Annotated in this window: 18 protein-coding genes; 4 read left to right on the forward strand and 14 right to left on the reverse strand. The window is 54.0% G+C overall.

All coding sequences use genetic code 11. From position 1 onward, the window contains the following. From ACLGL1_RS08535 to ACLGL1_RS08570, 8 genes are all read right to left on the reverse strand, one after another. A partial coding sequence (locus tag ACLGL1_RS08535) for a hypothetical protein (RefSeq protein WP_411008259.1) occupies nt 1–386 on the reverse strand: 386 nt, incomplete at its 3' end. A 387-nt stretch (nt 387–773) separates the two neighbouring features. Then, the gene (locus ACLGL1_RS08540; protein ID WP_411008260.1) at nt 774–2,180 is read right to left on the reverse strand and encodes an aldehyde dehydrogenase family protein; all 1,407 of its coding nucleotides are present in this window, start codon (nt 2,178–2,180) and stop codon (nt 774–776) included. A gap of 159 nt (nt 2,181–2,339) precedes the next feature. Beyond that, nucleotides 2,340–2,906, reverse strand: coding sequence for a hypothetical protein (locus ACLGL1_RS08545; protein WP_411008261.1), 567 nt, complete (start codon nt 2,904–2,906; stop codon nt 2,340–2,342). Nucleotides 2,907–3,002: 96 nt separating this feature from the next. Continuing rightward, nucleotides 3,003–4,490 (reverse strand): sodium:proton antiporter, encoded by a 1,488-nt coding sequence (locus tag ACLGL1_RS08550; RefSeq protein ID WP_411008262.1) that lies wholly within the window; start codon nt 4,488–4,490, stop codon nt 3,003–3,005. Between the two features lie 189 nt (nt 4,491–4,679). Beyond that, nucleotides 4,680–4,883, reverse strand: coding sequence for a 50S ribosomal protein L31 (rpmE, locus tag ACLGL1_RS08555; RefSeq protein ID WP_411008263.1), 204 nt, complete (start codon nt 4,881–4,883; stop codon nt 4,680–4,682). A gap of 98 nt (nt 4,884–4,981) precedes the next feature. Further along, nucleotides 4,982–6,514 carry an SLC13 family permease gene (locus ACLGL1_RS08560; RefSeq protein WP_411008264.1) on the reverse strand — a complete coding sequence of 511 codons (1,533 nt, stop codon included), beginning with the start codon at nt 6,512–6,514 and terminating at the stop codon, nt 4,982–4,984. 249 nt (nt 6,515–6,763) lie between these two features. Then, nucleotides 6,764–7,798 (reverse strand): signal peptide peptidase SppA, encoded by a 1,035-nt coding sequence (gene sppA, locus ACLGL1_RS08565; RefSeq protein WP_411008265.1) that lies wholly within the window; start codon nt 7,796–7,798, stop codon nt 6,764–6,766. Beyond that, nucleotides 7,798–8,787, reverse strand: coding sequence for a DUF975 family protein (locus ACLGL1_RS08570; RefSeq protein WP_411008266.1), 990 nt, complete (start codon nt 8,785–8,787; stop codon nt 7,798–7,800). Before ACLGL1_RS08570 ends, sppA begins: the two co-directional genes overlap by 1 nt. Before the next feature lie 263 nt (nt 8,788–9,050). Here ACLGL1_RS08570 and ACLGL1_RS08575 point away from each other — a divergent pair, with 263 nt between their 5' ends. Both ACLGL1_RS08575 and ACLGL1_RS08580 read left to right on the forward strand, forming a co-directional pair. Continuing rightward, nucleotides 9,051–10,130, forward strand: coding sequence for a pyridoxal-phosphate-dependent aminotransferase family protein (locus tag ACLGL1_RS08575; RefSeq protein ID WP_411008267.1), 1,080 nt, complete (start codon nt 9,051–9,053; stop codon nt 10,128–10,130). A 12-nt stretch (nt 10,131–10,142) separates the two neighbouring features. Beyond that, entirely contained in the window at nt 10,143–11,042 is a 900-nt protein-coding gene (locus ACLGL1_RS08580; RefSeq protein WP_411008268.1) for a D-2-hydroxyacid dehydrogenase, read from the forward strand. Between the two features lie 287 nt (nt 11,043–11,329). Here ACLGL1_RS08580 and scfA read toward each other — a convergent pair whose 3' ends face one another. Together scfA and ACLGL1_RS08590 are read right to left on the reverse strand one after the other, a co-directional pair. Next, nucleotides 11,330–11,473, reverse strand: a complete 144-nt coding sequence (scfA, locus tag ACLGL1_RS08585; RefSeq protein WP_411008269.1) for a six-cysteine ranthipeptide SCIFF — start codon at nt 11,471–11,473, stop codon at nt 11,330–11,332. 61 nt (nt 11,474–11,534) lie between these two features. Then, on the reverse strand, nt 11,535–12,578 hold the full coding sequence (locus tag ACLGL1_RS08590; protein WP_411008270.1) for an enoyl-CoA hydratase/isomerase family protein: 1,044 nt from the start codon (nt 12,576–12,578) through the stop codon (nt 11,535–11,537). A gap of 113 nt (nt 12,579–12,691) precedes the next feature. On the opposite strand from ACLGL1_RS08590, the gene ACLGL1_RS08595 reads away from it, so the two are divergent. After that, complete coding sequence (locus tag ACLGL1_RS08595) at nt 12,692–13,201, forward strand: GNAT family N-acetyltransferase (RefSeq protein WP_411008271.1); 510 nt, start codon at nt 12,692–12,694, stop codon at nt 13,199–13,201. 52 nt (nt 13,202–13,253) lie between these two features. Here ACLGL1_RS08595 and ACLGL1_RS08600 read toward each other — a convergent pair whose 3' ends face one another. The 3 genes from ACLGL1_RS08600 to ACLGL1_RS08610 all read right to left on the reverse strand — a co-directional run bounded on the left by ACLGL1_RS08600 (nt 13,254) and on the right by ACLGL1_RS08610 (nt 18,334). After that, nucleotides 13,254–14,498, reverse strand: a complete 1,245-nt coding sequence (locus ACLGL1_RS08600; protein WP_411008272.1) for an acetate/propionate family kinase — start codon at nt 14,496–14,498, stop codon at nt 13,254–13,256. 613 nt (nt 14,499–15,111) lie between these two features. Next, nucleotides 15,112–16,263, reverse strand: a complete 1,152-nt coding sequence (gene mltG, locus ACLGL1_RS08605) for an endolytic transglycosylase MltG (RefSeq protein WP_411008273.1) — start codon at nt 16,261–16,263, stop codon at nt 15,112–15,114. A gap of 151 nt (nt 16,264–16,414) precedes the next feature. Beyond that, nucleotides 16,415–18,334: an acyltransferase family protein gene (locus tag ACLGL1_RS08610; RefSeq protein WP_411008274.1), complete on the reverse strand. Its 1,920-nt coding sequence runs from the start codon at nt 18,332–18,334 to the stop codon at nt 16,415–16,417. 191 nt (nt 18,335–18,525) lie between these two features. Here ACLGL1_RS08610 and ACLGL1_RS08615 point away from each other — a divergent pair, with 191 nt between their 5' ends. Then, on the forward strand, nt 18,526–20,175 hold the full coding sequence (locus tag ACLGL1_RS08615) for a glycoside hydrolase family 26 protein (protein ID WP_411008275.1): 1,650 nt from the start codon (nt 18,526–18,528) through the stop codon (nt 20,173–20,175). Nucleotides 20,176–20,431: 256 nt separating this feature from the next. Here ACLGL1_RS08615 and ACLGL1_RS08620 read toward each other — a convergent pair whose 3' ends face one another. Then, complete coding sequence (locus tag ACLGL1_RS08620) at nt 20,432–21,448, reverse strand: hypothetical protein (protein ID WP_411008276.1); 1,017 nt, start codon at nt 21,446–21,448, stop codon at nt 20,432–20,434. Between the last annotated feature and the right edge of the window lie 57 nt (nt 21,449–21,505).

Raw genomic sequence — 21,505 nt, forward strand, 5'->3', positions numbered from 1 at the left:
TTCTGCCCGTCAATTGCGATGTTTTCTACAGTTAGCTTGGAAGAGATGTAAGCAACTCCCCCTCCTTTTTTAGAGGTAATGGTTTTGCGCACACCATCCGCAGGCTTGAGGGCGATCTCCGTCCTGTTGACGGTATAAATCCCGTCATCCCTATTTTGGTCATGGTCCCTGGTTTGTAAAATGGTGATGGCCGTCCCTTCAGGTTCTTTTTCAGCTTGTCCAATAGCCTCATTGAGATGGTCAAACTGGCCTAGTTCACTGCCATCTGCGGTTTGCACAATAAAGGTCTTCGTTACCGGTTCTTCAGCCTTGGCCAAGACCGGAGGCAGGCAGCAGGTGATTAGAAAAACCAGGGCCACCAGGCCGGCTGCTGTTCTTTTCAACATGATATCCCTCCAATAAAAAATCAAGTGCGACGGTAGGAGTCTTGCAAAGACAATATAAATAGCCCTACAGTGGCTAAACAGCTTCCACCGTGCCGAATGGCAGGCGCACAAAGCTATTTAGCTAACTGTAGGGCTAGGCCTTTTTTGACAGGCTAAAAAAGACCGACTTATCCTGTCTGTCTGTCTGTCTGTCTGTCTGTCTGTCTGTCTGTCTGTCTGTCTGTCTGTCTGTTAAGTGTAGGCCCTTGGCTCACTTTTATCAACCTCTAATCTTGCAGTGGCTGGTCTTATTATTATCATAATAATAGCACAGTTATCTGAAAATTCAAGACCCTTTAGCATAAAAATTCCCCCAACCCACTGGGGCTGGGGGGGGGCACTTCAAGCTTAATAAAAGAGGGCTTTGACTTCCAGGTATTCTTCATAGCCCATGACACCGGCTTCCCGGCCCAGGCCGCTTTCCTTGTAGCCGCCGAAGGGGGCGAAGATATCCCGGGTGCCGAAGTTGACGGTCACTTGGCCGGCTTCCAGGCGGCGGGCGACGGCGATGGCTGCTTCTTCCGGGCCAACGACACCGGCGGCCAGACCATAGGGGGTGTCATTGGCAAGCCGGACGGCTTCTTCCTGGTCCTTATAGGTCTGGATGACTAGGACCGGGCCAAAGATTTCTTCCCGGACGGCCTTGGCATCTGCCGGCAGGTCTGTAAAGACGATGGGCTGGACCAGGCGTTTTTCTGCCCTTTTATCCGGCATCTCGCCGATGACCATCTGGCCCCCATCAGCCAGGGCTATGGCGATGTGGTCGCAGACTTTGTCGTACTGCTTGGCGGAAACAATAGGGCCCAGGGTGGACGCCGGGTCTCTTGGGTCTCCGGCCCGCCAGTTTTTCACTTCTTCTTTTAAGGCGGCGATGGCCTTTTCTTTATCCCCTTCCGGAACGAGAAGCCGGGTATAGGCGATGCAGGTTTGCCCGCTATTGGCAAAGCAAGACCCGGCCACAATTTTCGCTGCATCGGCATAGTCGGCGCCGGGCAGGACGACCAGGGGGCTCTTTCCGCCCAGCTCCAGGGCAAATTTTTTGATGGTGGACAGGCTGTCCCGGCCAACTTGCCGGCCGCTGGCGGTGGACCCGGTAAAGCTTACCATCCGGACGTCCGGGTGGGTGGTTAGGGCGTCGCCCACCTCTCCGCCGGCCCCGCTGACCAGGTTGAGAACGCCGGCCGGGAGACCGGCATCATGGAGGGCCTGGACCAGGTAGTAGGCTGACAGGGGGGTGGTTTGGCTGGGCTTTAAGACCACGGTGTTGCCGGCCAAGAGGGCCGGGGATACCTTTTGCACCACCTGGCCCAGGGGATAGTTCCAGGGCGTCAGGAGGGCAACAACGCCCAACGGTTCCCGAACGATCCGGCCATGGGTCAGCTTTTCTTCAGTCTTATAGGACCGGGCGATGGTCAGAAAGCTTTCAATCCGCTTGAAGTTCCGGTCCACGTGCATCTTACTGGTCCATTCTCGGGGCTGGCCCAGTTCATCGATTTCCAAGTCGATGAGGGTCTCCCGGTAGCCCTTGAATTTTTCCAGGCCGGCTTCGATGATATCTGCCCGCTCTTGGGCACTTTTGCCGGCCCAGGCCGGGAAGGCTTTTTTAGCTGCAGCCACAGCCTCATTGACATCATCCTTGTTACCCCGGGGTACCTCTGCCAGGGTTTCCAGGGTCCAGGGGTTTTCTACTTGGATGAACTGGCCGGAGGCCCCTGCCTGCCAGCTGCCGTCTATAAAAATCTTACTAAAATCCATATTTTCCTCCTATCACTAACCTATTTCCTACATATTAAGCTACTTCCAGTGTAGCAGGCCGCCCTCTTTTACTCAATAAGCACTTTTCAGTTTTTCCTGGGCGAGGACCCCTTAACCAGTAAGACCCCACCGGACCAAAGGCCGGTGGGGTCTTACTGGTTACCGTCGTAAAATCAGGTCTGTCTTGTCCTTGTCATCCTGCTTGGCCAGAAAGGCTTCCCAGTCCGCTGCGGACCGGTCTTTTTGCCTGATCTTTGCAATGATGCCCCGGTCCGCCCGCCAGGCGGCTTCAACCTTATCGGCCAGGAGGTCCTTGAGATGGCCATTGAGGCTGATGACCTGGGCTGTATCTGTGGTTCCGTCAGTGTCCTGAGTCAGAGGGCTTAGGTCGCCCTTCAGGTCTTCTTCTGTAGGAAAGGCCTGGTACTTGGCTGCCAGGCGCAATAATTCTTTATCCGGCAGGGCCCGGGCCAGGTCCTTTTCCCGAACCGCCAGGGGGACATCGTCTAAGTAGACCTTGTGCCCGCGGATGGCCACCCCTTCGCCGGTCATGAGGCGGTTGCCTTCGTAGGCCGCTTCCGCATCGACCTTATCGCCGGCCTGCAGAGGCTCACCACTGCCGGCGGCGGCCATGGGGTCCTTCTCCTGGTCGCCACAGGCAGTCAGGGAAAGCACCATCATCAATAAAAGCCCTATCACAGCTCGTTTTTTCATGCGGATTGTCAAGCTTATCGCCTCCTCAATTCATCATACCTCTATCATACCTTGACGGCCGCCGGCTTGCAATAAAAAAAGGACAGCACCGGGCTGTCCTTAGTGGTATTAAGAGGCATAGGGCAGGAAGAAGATCAAGGTATTGATGATAAAGAGCGGGATCAGGAATACCAGGGCCCAGCCCATGTAACCAAAGAAAGAGGGCATCTTAATGTCAGCGTTTTCAGCAATGGACCGGACCATGAAGTTCGGCGCATTACCGATATAGGTGTTGGCCCCCATGAAGACGGCCCCGGCTGAAATAGCCATTAAGATGTGTTCCGGCATGAGGCCGAGGGTGGTCATAACCCCGGGCACGTCGTGGGCATGGAGGGAAGCAGCGGTGGTGAAGAAGACCACATAGGTCGGGGTGTTGTCCAGGAAGGAGGACAGGAGACCAGTGCCCCAGAAGAACTGGGCCGGGTGTTCCAGACCCAGGGAAGCCCCTTTAGCCCCTAAGATGGCCAGGGCCGGAATCATGGTGATGAAGATACCGATAAAGAGCTTGGCCACTTCTGCGATAGGTGCCCAGCTGAATTCGTTGAAAGCTCGGGCCTTTTCGCTGGAGGTTTTCATAGCCAGGAAGGCGGCCAGCAGGATGACCACATCCCGCAAAATACTCAGGTAACCCCAGGTGACCACTTCGCCGCCGTATTCATAGAGCTGGAGGCCATAGATTTCGCCAGTGGCTTGGTCAGCAAACATGGGCAGCTTGGTGAGGACGCCAGATAGGATAACTGCTAGGACAATCATCCCCAGGAAGATAAAGTTATGGGCACCTTCCACCCGCAACTTACCTTCTTCGCCGTCATCGGGGATTTTCCCGCCTAAGTCAGCCAAGTCTTTCTTGTAAGCCCGGCTATCCATGATGAAGAAGACCAGGAGTAAGATGGCAGAGTTCAGCACATAGGGTTGCCATAAGTGCTGGAGGGTCCAGAAGAAAGGGACGCCCCGTAAGAAGCCCATAAAGAGAGGTGGGTCACCGACCGGGGTTAAGGAACCACCGATATTACATACCAGGAAGATAAAGAAGATGATGGTATGTTTTTTACGGATCCGCCACTTATTGGCCCGGATCAGGGGCCGAATAAGGACCATGGCAGCCCCGGTGGTCCCAATCCAGGAAGCAATCAGGGTCCCGATGAGTAAGATAATAACGTTGACTTTAGGGGTCCCGCGCAATTTCCCACGGAGGACAATCCCCCCGGTGGCACAGAAGAGCCCGAATAACAAGATAATAAAGGGAACATAGTCCAATAAAATGGAATGGAATAATTCCATAATGGTTTCCCCGGGACCATACGCAATGGTAAAGGGCACTAAAAATACCAGAGACCAAAAAATAGCCGTTTTGCCCTGGTTATGTTCCCACCATTCAGCATTAATCAGCGGCGCCAGGGCAATGGACAAGAGCATCCCGACAAAGGGGATAATGCTCCATACCGGTAACCGGTCCCCAAGGGGGGTATGCTCGGCAGCCAGCGCTGCTTCTGGCATAAGACATAGCAGTCCAATGGTTAGGACGGCCAGCATTTGCCAATTCATTTTCTTTTGCACAAGCCTACATCCTTTCTCCTTTTGTTTTACCCACCAGGTGTCGCCAGCCAGAGGGCATTTGCACATACAACAAGTATAGCCAATTGTATCAAAGAAATCCATCATTTTTTTGATTTCTTTGACAAAGTAACTGATAAAATAAACAGGCCGCTGCACGGGTGACCGGCAGCGGCCTGCAGAAGGTCGTGCTTATTGACGATTATACTTTTTATTGAAGGCTTCTACCCGGCCCTTGGCACCATGGGTGCGTTGTTTGCCGGTGTAGAACGGATGACAGGCAGAGCACACTTCTACTTTAATGTCATTTTTAGACGTAGACCGTGTGGTGAACTCATTCCCGCAACCGCAAGTTACCTTTACTTCATGATAATCCGGATGAATTCCGTCTTTCATGTTACCACCTCTTTTCATCGAAAATCAATGAGCATCTATCATTGAGTCCAAGCCATTATACTAAAAAGCACATTGCCGGTCAAGGATAAAGTCTTGATTTAGGCGAAAAGCAATTTAGCCAAGGGGTAGCCGATGAAGATGTAGAAAATCAGGGTAGCGATACATTGGGGGAAGCCAATCCGCATGATATCCCCGGTGGTGTAGATGTCTTTCCGGCCGTGCATCATCCCAGCGTGGGGAGAAGCAGCCGGGGTCAACATGGCCACGAAGACCATCATCCCAACACCCATAGCCACAGGCATGGGCTCAATACCCATCTGTTCACTAAAGGCCAGGATAACCGGCATCAGGACCACAGCCATAGCGGCATTGTTGGCAAAGTTGGTGATAATGAGGGCCACGGTGAACATGATGGCCACAAAGGCCATTTCAGACCGGCCCCCTAAGATGGGGTTCAAGGCAGATAAGAGGAAGGTCTTGACGCCGGTAGAGTCGGCAGAAAGGCCATTGGCCCCATAAACAGCCGCAGCGATCATAAAGTAAATCCCCCAGGAGAGCTGGCCATAAGCCACTTCTTTAAAGTTCAGGAAGGGGCCGGACCCAAAGCGGATAATACTAAAGAATATAACAAAGACAATGGTCACCCCTAGAGGCCCTAGGGCCGTTAAGGTCGGTACCAAGGGGAAGGTTTTCGGTAAAAAGGAGGGCATCAGCAGGAGCACGATATAAATCGGCAGCATGATTAAGAAGGCTTTTTGCTGGGCGTTCATCGGGGGCAGGGTATTCTGCGCAGCGATTTTTTCAGCATTGACTGCCTTCAGCTTGCTGACATCCGGGCGGATAATATACTTAAGGACCAGGATATAGACAAGGCCTAGTAAGAAGCACATGATTAAGTTTAAAGCCATGTATTGGCCGTAAGGCACAGCCATCCCGCTCATCGACTGGAAGGCGGAGACCACAATCAGCTGGGCGCCCATAAAGGGGAAGAGGGGCTGGCCGATGGTGGATACAAAGAACATCCCTACGAAGAAATAGGGCCAAAACTTGTCGCAAAGCTCAATTTTCAATTCTTCCATCAGGGAAAGGGCGATGGGCCACATCACCAAGAGGGAGGAAATCGGTGAAATCAGGGTGGACAAGAGGTAGCAGGCTGCATAAAAGATACCTACGAAAACATAGGGCCGACCGGTGATGATTTTTCTCGTCAGGAACCAGTTGGCAATGTAGTTGGTACAGCCGCTTTCATACAGGGCCCCAAAAAGGACCATACAGAAGAGGGTTAAGAGGACGGTGTGTTGACCAAAGGCGTTGAGCATGGTATTGATCATACCCTCTGCCCCTTCACCGGCAAAGCCGGAGAAACCCATAAAGATAAGACCCAGTAATGAGGGCCACATGGTATCAACCAGGGACCATAGGTAAACCATCCCTAAGAAGGCCCCGACCATTTTCATCCCAATGGGGGTAATCCCACCCATGGCCGGGAGAAATTGAAAGACAACCATAATAGCTATGCCAATTAATGAATGAACATATAATTTCGTATTGGTCGGCTTTTTCTCCGGTGTACAAACGATGTCCTTGTCATCGTTTTGGAAAGAGAAGGCTTTATTATCCGCATTTGGCAATGCTTTCACTCCTTTTCTTATAAATCGTTTAGTATCCACAACAACCAAAAAAATATAGCAATCCTTTAACTCAAGGTCATTATACAAACACTTTAGGCCAATGTACAATTTATTTCCGCTATGGTCCTATATGCCCTGCTTATACCCCCCCTCCCGCTTGATCGGTCATGGCCGGTCTCCAGGTGGCTGCAGGCCAAGGGTTTCCAGAAAAAACCGGACCGGGGAGTCATTCCCCGGTCCGGGACTCAGCTACTGGTAAAGATACATGGGTTCAGTGATTTGTAAGTCTTTGACGGTTTGCAGGGCGGCAGATAGGTCATTGCCCAGGACGGCCGTTTGCAGGAGGTCTGCCAGGCCTTGTCCAGTCCGGAAAAGGTTCCAACGGACCGGCGTTTCATAGCTTCTCTCTATAACCATGATGCCCTTGCCCTTTAAGTCTTTTTTGACCTTTTCTTCATATTCTTCATAGGTCATAACTTCATCTAAGAGGCCATTGGCCAGCCCCTGCCTGGCAGTATAGACCCGGCCATCTGCCAGGGCCTTGACCGCTTCAGGGGACATCTGCCGGCCTTGGGCGACAATGTCTACGAATTGCGCATAGGCCTCGTCGCTCATGCTCTGCATGATGGCGACCTGGTCTTCAGTGGGGGGCTCTGACGGGTCCCCCATGAGCTTATTGGCCCCTGTATGGATAGTGGTAAACTTCAGGCCCAGTTTATCAAAGAGGCCGGATGCATCGACAAAGCGGCCACCGATGACCCCAATAGAGCCGACGATGGAGTTCCGGTCAGCGGCAATCTTATCTGCTGCCGAGGCGATGTAGTAGCCGCCGGAGGCCATGAGGTGTTCGGCATAGGCGTATACCGGCCGACCGGTTTCTTTTTTATACTTCATGAGGGCCCGCCAGGCGGCATCGCTTTCATAAATAGTGCCACCCGGGGAGTCAATTCGCAGGAGGATGGCCTTATTCCGCTTGTCCATCCGGGCCTCTTCAATGGCCCCTTCCAGCCATTCCTGGTTATAGCTGGCGCCGGCTTCTTCAATGACCCCATCGACATCGATGGCCATAATGGTGTCATGAAAGGCAGCGCCCCGGCTATCCCAACCATCCCGGGCCTGCTGGCCTGCGGGCGCCAGGACTACCAGGAGGACCAGGAGGGCCAAAAGGCCAATGATAACCCCTGCGGTGACAGCCGTCCGGTTGCGCTTGGGCTTCTTCTGACGCGGCGACTCAGGGCGGCCCTGACCTTCTGTGAAAGCCTTGGGCTGAAAATCGTTGGCCATTAGCGCTCCTCCTTATCTACAGGTCCTTCCCAGTCCTGGCCGGGCGGGTCACTTGGGAGTCCGGTCCGGTCTTCCGGTGGCACCGGGTCCGCCGGCAGGTCTTGCGGGCCAGGGCTAGCCACCGGTTGGGCAGCCGGCACCGGCTCGGCCTCTTTAACCAGGCGACCGTCAATGCCGCCGGGACGGAGGAAGCGCCAAGCATTGGCAAAGGACACGTTCATGTAGGGGGTGACATAGAGCTGAACCGGCGGTACGATACTGGTTAAGATCATCCAACCGAAGAAGGAGAGGTACATCAGGAGCAATTGACCAATCTGCCCTTCGGTCCGTTCGATAGAGAGACGCAGGGCCCGGCGGACACCGAGGTCCGGGTCATCTGCCAGGGCAAAGAAGGCCATGCTGTACTGGATGCTCTTCCAGATGGCAACTGCTGCCAGGCCCAGCATCCCCAGGACCATGCCCAGGCCAAAGAGGACCGAGCTGCCGTCACCGGCTAAAAAGACCAGGAGGGTGAAGGCCACAAAGAAGGGCAGCATCCAGATAAAGAGCCATAAGTTCATCCAGATAAAGAGGAGGGCCCCGTTAATCCCATAGGCAAAGAAGCCGAAGAAAGCACCCAGGCCGGTGTTTTCTTCATCCCGTTCAGCCACAGCCAGGGACCACATATTAAAGGCAATCTGGAAAATCCCTGATAAAAGTACCCCAACAATGAGGCTGACCAGGGCCACCAGCCCCATGACCTGGGGATTTTCGGCCATCGCCGGCATCTGCTGCTGGAAGTCCGTGAACAGCTCTTGATTATTAAGTAGGAATGTCTGCATAGAAATCCCAGGCAGCATCATCTTTAAGATGGCGTAGGACCCCAAGTAGGAGAAGATACCATATAAGATGGTAACGGCAATGGCTGTTAGCCAGTTGCCCCGTAGGGCGGCCTTGGCATCCGTCTTCATCTGTACCCGGGGGAATGCTTCATGAAATTGAAAACTCATTATTCACCTTCCTTATTTTGTCCCAACGGCTTGTCTTACTTTCTTTTACCCAGCAAGCGCTGGGGTCACACAGATTTGTGTTACACGACTAATACATATATTTATTATAACTGCCGCTGGCCAATCCGTCAACCAGTCGCTGGATCCGGGTTCATTTTTATTGTATAAGCATATTTAATGCTCTGTGGACAGCTATCCGTGCTTGAAGTACTTGCGTCCATATGATACCATAACGGCACTTCAGGAGATTAGGAGGCATTGATATGCAAATCGATCACAAACAATTATTTATCCCTGGCCCCACTGAGGTCCTGCCAGATGTCCTAGAGGCCATGGCCCAGCCCCTCATCGGCCACCGGACCAAGGAGATTTCCGCCCTCCAACAGGCTATCACGGAAAAATTACAGCAGCTCTTTTATACCAAAAACCTGGTGCTCTTATCCACCTCCTCCGGCAGCGGCCTTATGGAGGCCTCTGTCCGCTCCTGTACTGCGAAAAGAGCCCTTTGCTGCGCCATGGGTGACTTCGGGAAGCGCTGGTATAAGATGGCCCTGGCCAACCGGGTCCCGGCCGACTTAATCGAAGTCGACCTGGGCCGTCACGTGCCCGCTGAACAAATCCGCGAAGCCCTGGCCACTGGCAAGTACGACCTGGTCACCACTACCCACAGCGAAACCGCCACCGGGGTGGCCAATAATTTAGAAGAAATCAGCCAGGTCATGGCCGATTTTCCGGACGTGGTCTGGTGTGTCGACGCCGTTTCCTCGGCCGGCGGCATGAAAATCGAGGTGGACCGCCTGGGCATTGATATTTTACTGACCTCCACCCACAAGGCCCTGGCCCTGCCACCGGGCATGGCCCTCTGCACCATGAGCCAAAAGGCCTATGACCGGACCGCCGAGGTTGAATACCGGGGGGGTTACTTTGACCTCCGGGCCATTTATGACCGGATTGTAAAAAAGAACTACCAGTACCCCTCCACCCCAAATGTGAGCCTCATGTTTGCCATGGACAGGCAGCTGGACCACATCCTGGCCGAGGGCCTGGATGCCCGTTTTGACCGCCACCAGGCCTTGGCCGACCGTTGCCGGGCCTGGGCCCTGAACCACTTTGCCCTCTTCCCGGAAGAAGGCTATATGGCCAACACCCTAACGGTCATCGAAAACACCCGGGGGATTTCCGTTGCCGACCTGAACAAGGCCCTGGGCGACCGGGGCAAGGCCATTTCCAACGGCTACGGCGACCTGAAAGAAAAAACCTTCCGGATCGCCCACCTGGGGGAAATCACTATGGATGACTTAAATGCCCTACTGGCAGATATAGAAGATATTTTAGGCCTTTAATGGAGGATCTAGATGAAAATTTTAGTAACCGATGGCTTAGCCAAAGAAGCCCTGGCCCAGCTCCGCACCTTTGCTGAGGTCGATGAACACTTTTACGAACCGGAGGCCCTCGGCGAGGCCTTAAAGGGCTACGATGCCGTTATCATCCGGTCAGCCACAGAGGTCCGCAAGGAACAGATTGACATTGCCAAAACCGGCGCCTTAAAGCTCATCGTCCGGGCCGGTGTCGGTATTGACAACATTGACCATGCCTATGCCAAGGGCCAGGGCATCCATGTCCGCAACACCCCCTCGGCCAATGCCAACGCCATGGCCGAGCTGACCCTGGCCCAACTCTTTGCCATTAGCCGCTTTATTGCCCCGGCCAACGTAACCATGCGCCAGGGCCAATGGAATAAGAAGAACTACCGGGGCGTTGAACTGGCCGGCAAAACCCTGGGCCTCATCGGCTTCGGCCATACTGCCCGGCTCCTGGCCCAAAAGTGTGCGGCCCTGGGTATGGATATCCTCTACTATGATATCGTCGGCGCCGATGACCAGGTCCCCTATACCTACATGGACATGGCGGACCTCATTCAAAAGGCCGACTTCATCACCCTCCACACCCCGGCCTCTAAGGACGGCAAGCCCCTCCTGGATGCAGCGGCCATTGCCAGCATGAAGGATGGGGTCCGGCTGGTCAACTGTGCCCGCGGGGGCCTGGTTGATGAGCAGGCCCTCATCGATGCCCTCCAAAGCGGCAAGATCGCCGCTGCCGGCCTGGATGTCTTTGTAGGCGAGCCTGAGGTCAACCCAGACCTGGTCAACCAGCCCAATGTCAGCGTGACCCCCCACCTAGGCGCCCAAACCTACGAGGCCCAAGCCCGGGTTGGCCAGGAAGTGGTGGACGTGGTCAAGGAAGAATTGTGCTAGGCCTCGAAGCCTGTTCGCAAGTAAATGCAAAAGGGGCTGTGTCAGAATGAGTAAAATCATTCGACACAGCTCCTGGATTGCAGACAAACTTAGCCCTAATTGATTTATAAAATTCTCCTTAGCTATATATTATAAGCTTACATGGATATATCCATAAACAAAGTCCCTCCTCATTTTTTTGAGCTGGGACTTTGTTTGTTAGAGGGGCTATTTTGCAACAGCCCTTTTTTCTGATGCCAAAAAAGGCGTTTTCGGGCAATAAAAAACCCGCACAAGGCGGGCAAGGCTTAGCCTTGTTTGCAAACTTGGTTGCCGACGGTGCAGCTGGTTTTGCAGGCAGACTGACAAGAAGTCTGGCATTCACCGCAGCCACCGGTTTTCAAGGTTTTTTGCAGCTGTTGTTTGCTGATGGTTTTAATGCGTTTTGCCATGGTTACCGCCCCTTTCTGCGAATTTATATTAGTATAGCATAAAGCTGGCGGCTAGACAAGGCTAGGCCTGGGGCGACCGGTCTTCGAAAAAGGCGTGGAGGGCCGGCCAGTCCAGGTCCCCGTAGGAATGGCGCCAGTAGGCCGGCCGGTGGTTCTTATCCACCATGGTGGCCCGGATCCCTTCCATGGGCTCTGCCTTGTCCCAGAGGAAGGCCAGGAGGTCCAGGTCCACCCGGAAGGTCTCCTCCCGGGTCCAGCCTTTCCCGTAGGCATACTTTAAGAAGGTCACGGCCACAGCCAGGGGGCTTCTGGATAAGAGGCCGGCCAGGCTCTCAGCTGCAAAGGGCTCATAGCCCCTTTGCAGGTGGGCCATAATGGCCCCCAGCTGGTCCTTATCAAAGTATTTTTTAGCCAGGGGGGCCAGGTCCCTTTGGTAGGCCCCTTGGCCGCTGGCTTGGGTAAAGGGGGCCAGGGCGGCCTTCAGGGCGGCTACCATGTCTTCATAGGAAAGGCCTTCGGTGGCCAGCTCCAGGAGGGCCTGGCGGGCCGCCGCCCGGTCAGCGACCCGGATGCCCAGGTCGGCAAAGCCATAGTGGATGGCATCCTGCCAGTCCAGCCGGCCCCCTAAAAGGGAAAGGTAGAGGCCATCGGCCCGGTCCAGCCGGGAGAAGTACCAGCCCATGGCCACATCCGGCATAAAGCCCAGCTGGGTTTCCGGCATGGCCCAAATCAAGCTGTCATCAGTCACCCGCAAGTCGGCATTGACCGTTAAGCCAATGCCGCCCCCCATGGTGACCCCCTTGTAGAGGACCACCACCGGCTTGGGATAGGCATGAACCAACTGGTCCAGGGCAAATTCAGCCTTAAAAAAGCGGCCTGGAAAGTCGCCCGTTGCCAGACTGTAGTCATATAGGGCCTTGACATCGCCACCGGCGGAAAAGGCCTTGCCCTCCCCTTCAAAAAGAATCCAGTGGACAGCCGGGTCCTCTAGCCACTTTTCCAGGGCCTCCTGCATCTGTTGGATGTCATCAAGGCTCAGGGCATTGAGTTTATCCGGCCTATTTAAATGAATAATACCTACCTTGTTTTTAATAGTTAGCTCCATCCTCTACCTCCTTTATAGGGGTCTCTTGTCTTTTTATTTATATACCCTTACCGCCGCCTTTTTATTGACGAACGCCCCGGGGGAGGGTATCCTAAAAGGAAGGGGGGATGACCATGAGCGATACTCTCAAGCGCTTGTTTTTTCATGACCAGCCGGACCAACCGGACGTTTTATATGAAGACCTGGCCACAGACGACCTGCAACTCAGGCTCATTAAATATGCCTACGGGTCCGCCTATGTAGGCCGGCTGCCCTGCTGGTTTTTCTCGATTTATAACTATGACGGCGACCTCATGGGCACCTGTGACTTACGCTGTGGCTGGGCCCCGGAAATTGCCTATGCCGGTCATATCGGCTACCGGATTTTCCCACCTTTTCGCGGGCATGGCTATGCCCAGGCGGCTGCCCGCCTCCTTTTAGGCCTGGCCCACCGGCTAAAGATGGAGACGGTCATCATCACCTGCGACCCAGATAACGCCCCCTCTCGGCGAACCTTAGAAAATCTCCAGGGCCACTTTGATGGTATTGCTGAAGTACCGCGTCATACCCCGGCTTGGCGGTCCGGCGACCGGGAAAAATGTCAATTTTGGTATAAAACAGCTAATTACACATTAACCCCATAAGTAAATAAGCAAGGCTGTCATTAACCGACAGCCTTGCTTATTTTTATATCACTTAAAAGTCGTCTGCTTGAATGTCATCCTTGCTTAAGCAATCGCAGGGATACTTAATCAAGCTTTCGACGGTTTCCCGGGCGATGGCCAATTCCTCATTGGTCGGAATAACAAAGACTCGGACCCGGGCCCCATCCTTGGTTAATTCCCGGCGCTCCCGGCAACCGGCATTTTTTTCTTCATCAATTTCAATGCCCAGGTAGTCCAAGTTTTCGCAAATGGACTTGCGGACCCGGTCATCGTTTTCGCCGATACCGGCGGTAAAGACGATCCCGTCTACCCCATTCATAAGGGCCACATAGCGGCCAATATATTCACGGACCTTCAAAACAAACATGTCATAAGCGAGCTGGGCCCGTTTATTGCCTTCATCCATAGCCGCTTCAATATCACGGAAGTCATTAGAGAGGCCACTGACCCCTAGGAGGCCGCATTGTTTGTTCAGGTAGTCATCGGTCTGGACGGTATCCATATTTTTATTTTCCATGAGGTAGAGGACGGCCGCAGCATCAATATCCCCTGACCGGGTCCCCATCATCAGCCCTTCAAGGGGGGTAAAGCCCATCGAAGTGGTAACCACTTCCCCACCTTCAATAGCCGTAATAGAGGCCCCATTACCCAGGTGACAGGTGATGAGTTTGAGGTCACGGATATCCTTACCCATGGCCTTGGCCAGCTCACCGGCAACAAACTTGTGGCTGGTCCCGTGGGCCCCATAGCGGCGGACGCCATATTTTTTGTAGTCTTCATAATCAATGGCATACATGTAGTGCTCTTGATTCATGGTGTGGTGGAAAGCGGTGTCAAATACAGCCACCTGGGGAATCCCCGGCATATGGGCCTGGCAGGCCACAATCCCGGCCAAGGCAGGGGGGTTGTGTAAGGGCGCAATGGAGCTGTACTGACGAATTTTGCCGATAACATCCTTATCCAGGCAAATAGCGTGATCAAAGGTGGTCCCCCCTTGAACAACCCGGTGCCCAACAACACCAATTTCTTCAAGAGAGTTTAAAACACTTAGGTCACCGGTTAGTAAACCATCTACCACCCGGGCTACAGCCACCCGGTGGTTTGGAATTTCCTGTTCTTCTTTAACTTTCAGACCCTTGGCCTGTAAAGTGATTTCAGCTTTTTGACGAGAGCCGATCCGTTCAACAACGCCTTTAGAGATCACTTCTTCGGTTTCCATGTTGAGCAACTGGAACTTTAATGAAGAGCTCCCGCTGTTGATGACTAATACTAACATTTGTCCACCTCTTCCTGATATTTATGCTTTCGCTTCTATTATTATTCATGCTATCTGCAGCTTTGTCAACTCTCAAATGACTATTCCCTGTTGATTATAAGCCCAGGTTGTAAAAGAATCTTTTATTTATCGTAAAATATGAATGAAAACAATTGTTTTCCCCAGCCTGTGGATAAGCTGGGGAAAACTTGGGTAAAAGTGTCCTTTAGTAACAATTTAATAACAAATCGCTAAGGCTATTGGTCAAGGGCTTTTTCACACCCCCTTTTTCATCCTTTTTGGCAAATGCCTTGATAGCGGTCTTTATCGATTGTGCATAGATTTGTGTGCAAAACTGTGGATGACCTGTGGATAATGGGGATAAGTCAGCCTAAAAAGGTGGAAAAAGGCTTGATTTAGGCAGTAATCCATAGAAAATAGTCCCTTCGGCCTTGTGGACAAGTCAAACCCCGTCTAGACCAGCCCTGCCGCAAGGGGCTGGCCCGGACGGACCTGGCGGGGAATACCCAGCCCGGTCCATTTTATCAGAAGGCTATGAATCATTTTTTGTTGCACTTGGATTGTAAATTCAAGCCATAAAAATAGCGTAAGCCTGAGGGCTTACGCTAGTCTTTTATGAACTGGCTATGGTGCCATTTTTCTCATATTCTTTTTGCCAGGCCAGGTGCTGGTCATAGTCATCCGTAAAGTAAACTTTTCCGGTTTTAAGATCGGCATAGAAGTAGATGAAGTTGGTATCGGCCGGGTGGACCGCGGCATCAATGGCCTCTTCCGAGGGTGAATTCATCGGTCCCGGCGGCAAGCCCTGGTTTTTATAGAGGTTATAGGGCGAATCTACTTCTAGGTCTTTAAAGGTCACGATTTCTTTATGGGTGCCTAAGGCGTACAAAACGGAAATATCCGACTGGATGGGCATCCCTTGGGCAATCCGGTTGTAGAAGACGGAGGAGATTTTCTTCCGGTCTTCAGGGCTAACCCCCTCTTTCTCAATTAAGGAGGCCATGGCCATGATTTCATTGACGGTATGGCCGGTGGCCTGGATATCCCCTTCAAAGGGGGCAACCACTTCCGCACACTTGTCTACCATTTGGGTGATGAGTGAGGGGAGCCCCTCTTTCAGATTGTAGTCATAGGTGGCCGGGAAGAGGTAACCTTCCAGGGTGTAGCGGACGTCATCCTTGCCTGCCACCTCTTTTAAGAGGTCCGGGTGGCGGTCGACGAGCTTTTGGATCAGGGCTTCATCGGTCACCGCCGCCTTAAAGTCCTTCTTAGAAACCCCGGTGGCTTTTTCCACCGATTCGGCGATCTGGTCCAGGGTAGACCCTTCACGGACCAGGATCTTGACGACCCCAACCCCGCCTCCGGAAGCATTCTTCAGCTCTTTGATGACGGCTTTCATAGACATATTTTCTGCAAATAAGTGGGTGCCGGCTTTGAAGTCAGCCCCTTCATTTTTCAAACGAACATAGAACTTGAAAAGGCCTGCATTTTTTATAACGCCTTCTTTTTCCAGCTTGCCGGCAATATCGCCAACGGCCTCCCCTTCATCAATGGTGACAGAAATGGCCGGTTTTTTCTCGGCCTCCATTTCCTGGGTATTTTGGCTTACTTGAATCATACGGATTCCTATGCCCACAAAGGCCAGGAGTATAAGAATGATAAACGCGCTACAACCGATTCTAAGCCGGCGTTGTCGGACACGTTTACGGCGCACAGCACGCTCTGCGCGCCGACGCTCAAGGCGCTCACTGGGCGTTTCCGGCATGAACAGACCTCCTCAGGTTTTCTAATCATATCTTTAAAAATTATAGCCTAAGCCTCCCTGAAATGCAAGTTTTCAAGGCATTTGGGGAGGCCGCATAAGCCGCTAACTGGGGCCTGTCCAGAAGTGTTAATATTTCTTGTCTTTTCCTGCCCTAGCCCTTCGCTTTTGGAGAGCCCTGCCTGCTTTCGCCGGCTTGGGCCGGACTGGTCTCTTTGGCCGGGGCCTGGCCTAGGTCTTCATAGAGGGTTTTTACCAGCAATTGCATAAAGGCCCTGGCCCCCTCAGGGTTGCAGTGGGTTTGGTCCTCATACAACCATTCTGGATGGGGAGCGACATGGCTTTTCCAGTCTATTAATTTGGCATTTTTATGGCCTTTCACATAGGCAGCCAGCATTTCATTGACACTTTCCTGCCACTGCCGGTTCACATGGGTATTCACAAAGTAGATCCGCCTTTTGCCGAGCTGGTCAGCCAGGTCTTCCAGCTGGTCTGCTGTAAAGGGCCCGTTAGAGCCCAGGACCAGGACCACTGTTTCCGCCAATTGGCCGTTTTCAGCCAGCCGGTCGACCACGGCCCCGCTTTGGTTGAGCTGGCGGCCGACTTGGCCGTCAATGGTCGCCTTGGGGAAGGCCTCGGCCAGGGGGGAGGCTGCACTCAGGAGGATGGAGTCCCCAATAAAGGTCAGGTTGGCGTCTGCCGCAAAGAGCCGCTCGGCATCTGTCAGCCCTTCAATAGCCCCCATGGCCTCGACCTGGGCCCGGTCCTCGGCCCGCTTCTTGGCCTCCAGCTTCCGCTGGGTTTCGGCCAATTGGGCCTGGAGCTCAGCAACGGTCTGGTTTTCCCCGGCCGGGGCCCGGAGGACGCCGACCAGGGCCGAGCCGGTAAAGGCCAGGAGGAGGACCAGGGCCACCGCCCGACTGGGCCAGCGGCGGAGGTTATTGATAAAGGCCTCTCGACTCAAGGCCTCCCTGGGCCGGGCCAGCAGGCCTTGCAGCCAGCCCTTTAAGAAACGGCCCATCTGCCCTTGAGCCAGGGAATGGGTCAAGACCCCCAGGCCCAGGAGGATCAGCCACTGGAGGGCCGGGACCTTCTGTAAGCCCGACATCCGCCCCAGAACCGCATAAACAGGATAATACCAAAGATAGAGGGCATAGGTCCGGTTGCCCAGCCAAACCAGGGGCTTCCAGGACAGGAGTCGGGCCAAAATACTATTTCTAGAGGACAAACCAAAAATAGCCAGCAAGGCCGTTAGGCTAGCCAGAAAGAGGCCCCCCCGGTAGGTAAGGGCTGTCTGGTCCATTAATTGCCGGGCCAGGACGATCAGGCCTAAAAGGCCCACTAAAGAAAGGCCATCCCCAAGGGGCAGGCGGCGTAAGACCGGCACCCGTTCTGCCAGCAGGCGACCGGCCTGCCCTTCTTTTAGAAGGCCCCCAGCGGCCCCAAGCAGGAAGGCAAAGGCCCTGGTATCCGTCCCATAATAGACCCGGGAGGGGTCCCCGCCCGGCTCATAAATAAACCCCATCGCTAGCACACTCACAAGGGCCAGGACAGCCAAGACGGCCGCTTCCAACAGGGGCTGGCCCAGAAGGCGCTGACAGGCCCGCAAAATGAGGGGAAAAACCACAAAGACCTGCATAATCAAGGCCACATACCAGAGGTGGGTAAAGGCCGAGGGGTGGACAAATTCAGCAAAGTAGGAAGACCCCTGGAGGACCTGCCACCAGTTATTGCTAAAGGTCAATCCGGATAAGGCTGTAGCCCGCACATTGAATAAAAAAGAAGGTGCAAAGCAATTGATAAAGCCGATGGCCAAAAGGAGCATCCAAAAGAGCGGCCACCAGAGCCGCAGGGCCCTCTTGACCAGGAAGGCCCCATAGCGGAAGGGTTCGCCCCGGTCATACTTGGCCTGTAAGGACCGGGCCAGCAAAAAGCCGGACAGGACTAAAAAAATGTCCACACCGATAAAGCCACCGGGCAGGTATTGGGGATAGTAATGGTATAGGACGACCCCGACCAAGGCGAGCACGCGCAAGGCTTCTAAGGCCGGGTAGTAGGCTTGTTGTTTTGGCACCATAAGGCCCCTTTCTAAATCATTCTTCTGCCCTTTATTGTAACAAAGGGCTAACCCGCTGCCAATAGACGATCCGGCAAAAAAACCGGATTTACCCAAGACATAAAGGCCTCTGTCTTTACAAATATAAAACTGGTATAATAAGCCTAGTATTTTTCTACCGAATAAAACCGGTTCAAGGGAGGTCTTCCATGCAGAAGTCTAGAGAAAAAACAGCCCCTCAGCTAGGGAGGGCAGCGATTTGCGTCATCATTATCGGCGCCACCCTCCTGGGGCTGGCCAGTTTCGATCCTAAAAGCCCACAGCCGGCGGCCGGTTCAGCCAATGACCTCCTCCGCCAGACCAGCTACCAGGTAAGCAGCAGCGACCAGGGCCAGGTCCTGACCAACCGGGTCGATGGCTACCGGGTCACCCTCCCGAAGGGGGCTCAGGTCTCCTTTGACCGGGCCCAGTTGCGGACGGAAATCAGCTGGGCCGACAAGACCCGGCTGGATATTTACATGACCCCAACCCTCCCGGCCGCCAGCGACCCGGCCTACTACCTGCAGCTGTGTAGCGGCCAGGACCCCAGGGCCCCCCATGCCTTCCGTAACAGCAAGGACCACCAGGTGACCTTCCAGGAAGAGGTCCACTTGGCCGGCCTTGCCGGGGTCGCCACCGCCTGGGACCGGACGCCCCTGGCCCGACTTGAGGGAGACAAGCCCCACTATTACACCATTGATATGATTTCAGACAAGGGCCAGGGCCTGAGCCTGGTCTACCGGGCCGCCCAGCCCATCAGCCAGAGCCAGCGGGACCAGGTCAATGCCATTGCTGACAGCATCAAGCTCCAGACCCCCACTGCCAATCCCTCTATGGCGCCGGACCCGGCCAAGCGCCGCCATCCCCTGGACTTGAACCGGCAGACGGCCGCTGTCTATACCAGGTACTTTTCCACGGCGGCCCCCCTCCGCTGGGGGATCTTTGACCCGGACTACGCCAACCAACGTTTCGGCTACCTCCATGGCCTGGAGAAGGACTTTGACACCCACTTCCCCTTTATTGTCCACTATATCGACGTGATCAATTCGGATCCCCAGACCAAGGTCGCCCCTATTTTAAACCAGGCCCAGGCCGAAGGCCGGAGCGTGGAACTGACCTTCCAAACGGCCAACCCGCCTGAAGGGCCCAACCAGGTCTACGAGATCCTCAACGGCAAGTACGACCACTACCTGGAAGACCTGGCCGCTGTCATCCGCGAGAGCCGAGCCACCATCCTCCTCCGAGTGGGCAACGAAATGAACGGGGACTGGTGCGCCTATAGCCCCGTCCACCTATCCCGGGACCCGGACATCTACAAGGCCTTTTACCGCTACATTTGTGACTTCTTCAAAAAAGAAGGGGTCGCTGACCAAATGCTCTTCCTCTGGAATCCTAACGAAGCCGACTTCCCTCCCTATAAGTGGAATGACCCCGGCCTCACCTGGCCCGGCAATGACTATGTCGATATCATCGGCTTAACGGCTTACAACAACGGGACCTACTACCCCCATGAGAAGTGGCGGTCCTTTAACGCCATGTACCTCCCCCTCTACCAGGAATACCAGGCCCGCTATGACCAGCCCATGATGATTACCGAGTTCTCGTCCTCCTCCTTTGGCGGCGACAAGGCGGCCTGGGTCCGGGACATGCTGGCCACCATTGATACCGGCTACCCCAATATAAAGGTGGCCATCTGGTGGAACCACGAAGACTTTGACCCGAACAAGCCCGGCGTGGTCAGCCGGGCCTACCGGATAGACGATAACCCGGAGGTCCTCCACGCCTTCCGCAAGTATTTCACTGACCATAACTTAACTTAGGCGGAGGCGATAGCCCTTTTCTGGCAACCCAGCCGGTATAAATGCCAGGGCCTATATAACCTGCGCCTCTTATCTCGAAAAGGCAAGTAAAGGCTAGAGTCGCAAGGACTGCTGGGAAAGCCAAGATAAACTGCCGGGAACTGGCCTCAAAATCCTTGCCTAAAGGATAAACCCTTATCTGTAGGCATAAAAACGCCCCCTTCTTGCTCGTCAAGAAAGGGGCCTTCCTTTTTTAAAAAGTGGGGCTGGGGCATGCTTATTTTTGCTCGGCCTGCATTTCCATCCGGCGGCCTATCCCATACCAGAGCCAGTAAGAATTGGCGATAAATTGCCAGATCACCCAGAGGACCACCAGGCAGGCAATGACAAATTCCAGCCCGCCCAGGAAGGTCAGCCCCCTGTAAAGAGCTGATGATGGGGCGAAGTAGTTATCCCGGAAGACAAAGAGAAACATGGTGGAAATCCCCATAGGGAAGGTGAAGCTGGCAAAGGTCACACAGAAGGGCAGGATGGCAAAAATCCGGATATTGCTGTAGAACCAGAAGAGGAAGCCCTGGCTCAGGGCAAAAAGGGCCAGGCCTGCAATAAAGGGCACCTGGGGGAAGACAGCATTTAAGCCCAGGTAAACCACGCTGGGGGCCGCACACATAATGGCCTTGGTGGGCTGGAGCTTGTAGTGGAGCTCATCATGGCCCAGGACCCGGATAAACATAAAGGGGGTCATGATGGTATAGGCACAGATGGCGTAGATGGCCACAAGCAGGGCCAGGCGGTTAAAGCCCATCGCCATACCGGTGATAGCCGCCACCCCAATCCCCACAAAGATCAGGTACCAGACCGGGGTCAGGGACAGGAAGGCAAAGTTCTTCCGGACATACTGTTGGAGGAAGAGGGTGATCAGGACCAGGTTACAGGCAAAGGCCACCGTCCAAATGGCGTGGGCCAGGGGTGAATCCAGCTTTAAAAGCTGGACACACATAAAGTAAACGCTCATAACTCCGGTCTGGTAGGCTGCCATCCCTGCCGGGGAGGTCAGCTCCTTCATAAAGGTCCCCGGTAGGTAGAGGGCCCGGAGAAAAATAGCCAGGATGATAAAGGCCGTAAAAATGGCCGAGGGCACCCGCCAATCAGCCAGGCCCAGGTAATGGATGGCATTGGTCATGCTGGCGACCCCTAGACATATGGTCATCCACTGGATATAGGCCCGCCGTAAAAATTCTTTGAAATGGTCTGCCAGACGAATGTCTGCCGGACGTCCCGTCTCCTCCTTCAATCAATCCACTCCTCACTATAGATATCTTTTGTCGCAACAAAACCGACCCTGCCGAGG

Source organism: Peptococcus simiae (assembly GCF_046569735.1).
Classification (GTDB): domain Bacteria; phylum Bacillota; class Peptococcia; order Peptococcales; family Peptococcaceae; genus Peptococcus; species Peptococcus simiae_A.

Bases quoted from the DNA above. Each gene is read 5' to 3' on its own strand.
- ACLGL1_RS08540 (WP_411008260.1), bottom strand. From the start codon at position 2,180: ATGGATTTTAGTAAGATTTTTATAGACGGCAGCTGGCAGGCAGGGGCC.
- rpmE (WP_411008263.1), bottom strand. From the start codon at position 4,883: ATGAAAGACGGAATTCATCCGGATTATCATGAAGTAAAGGTAACTTGC.
- sppA (WP_411008265.1), bottom strand. From the start codon at position 7,798: ATGGCCAACGATTTTCAGCCCAAGGCTTTCACAGAAGGTCAGGGCCGC.
- ACLGL1_RS08570 (WP_411008266.1), bottom strand. From the start codon at position 8,787: ATGAGTTTTCAATTTCATGAAGCATTCCCCCGGGTACAGATGAAGACG.
- ACLGL1_RS08575 (WP_411008267.1), top strand. From the start codon at position 9,051: ATGCAAATCGATCACAAACAATTATTTATCCCTGGCCCCACTGAGGTC.
- ACLGL1_RS08580 (WP_411008268.1), top strand. From the start codon at position 10,143: ATGAAAATTTTAGTAACCGATGGCTTAGCCAAAGAAGCCCTGGCCCAG.
- scfA (WP_411008269.1), bottom strand. From the start codon at position 11,473: ATGGCAAAACGCATTAAAACCATCAGCAAACAACAGCTGCAAAAAACC.
- ACLGL1_RS08590 (WP_411008270.1), bottom strand. From the start codon at position 12,578: ATGGAGCTAACTATTAAAAACAAGGTAGGTATTATTCATTTAAATAGG.
- ACLGL1_RS08595 (WP_411008271.1), top strand. From the start codon at position 12,692: ATGAGCGATACTCTCAAGCGCTTGTTTTTTCATGACCAGCCGGACCAA.
- ACLGL1_RS08600 (WP_411008272.1), bottom strand. From the start codon at position 14,498: ATGTTAGTATTAGTCATCAACAGCGGGAGCTCTTCATTAAAGTTCCAG.
- mltG (WP_411008273.1), bottom strand. From the start codon at position 16,263: ATGCCGGAAACGCCCAGTGAGCGCCTTGAGCGTCGGCGCGCAGAGCGT.
- ACLGL1_RS08615 (WP_411008275.1), top strand. From the start codon at position 18,526: ATGCAGAAGTCTAGAGAAAAAACAGCCCCTCAGCTAGGGAGGGCAGCG.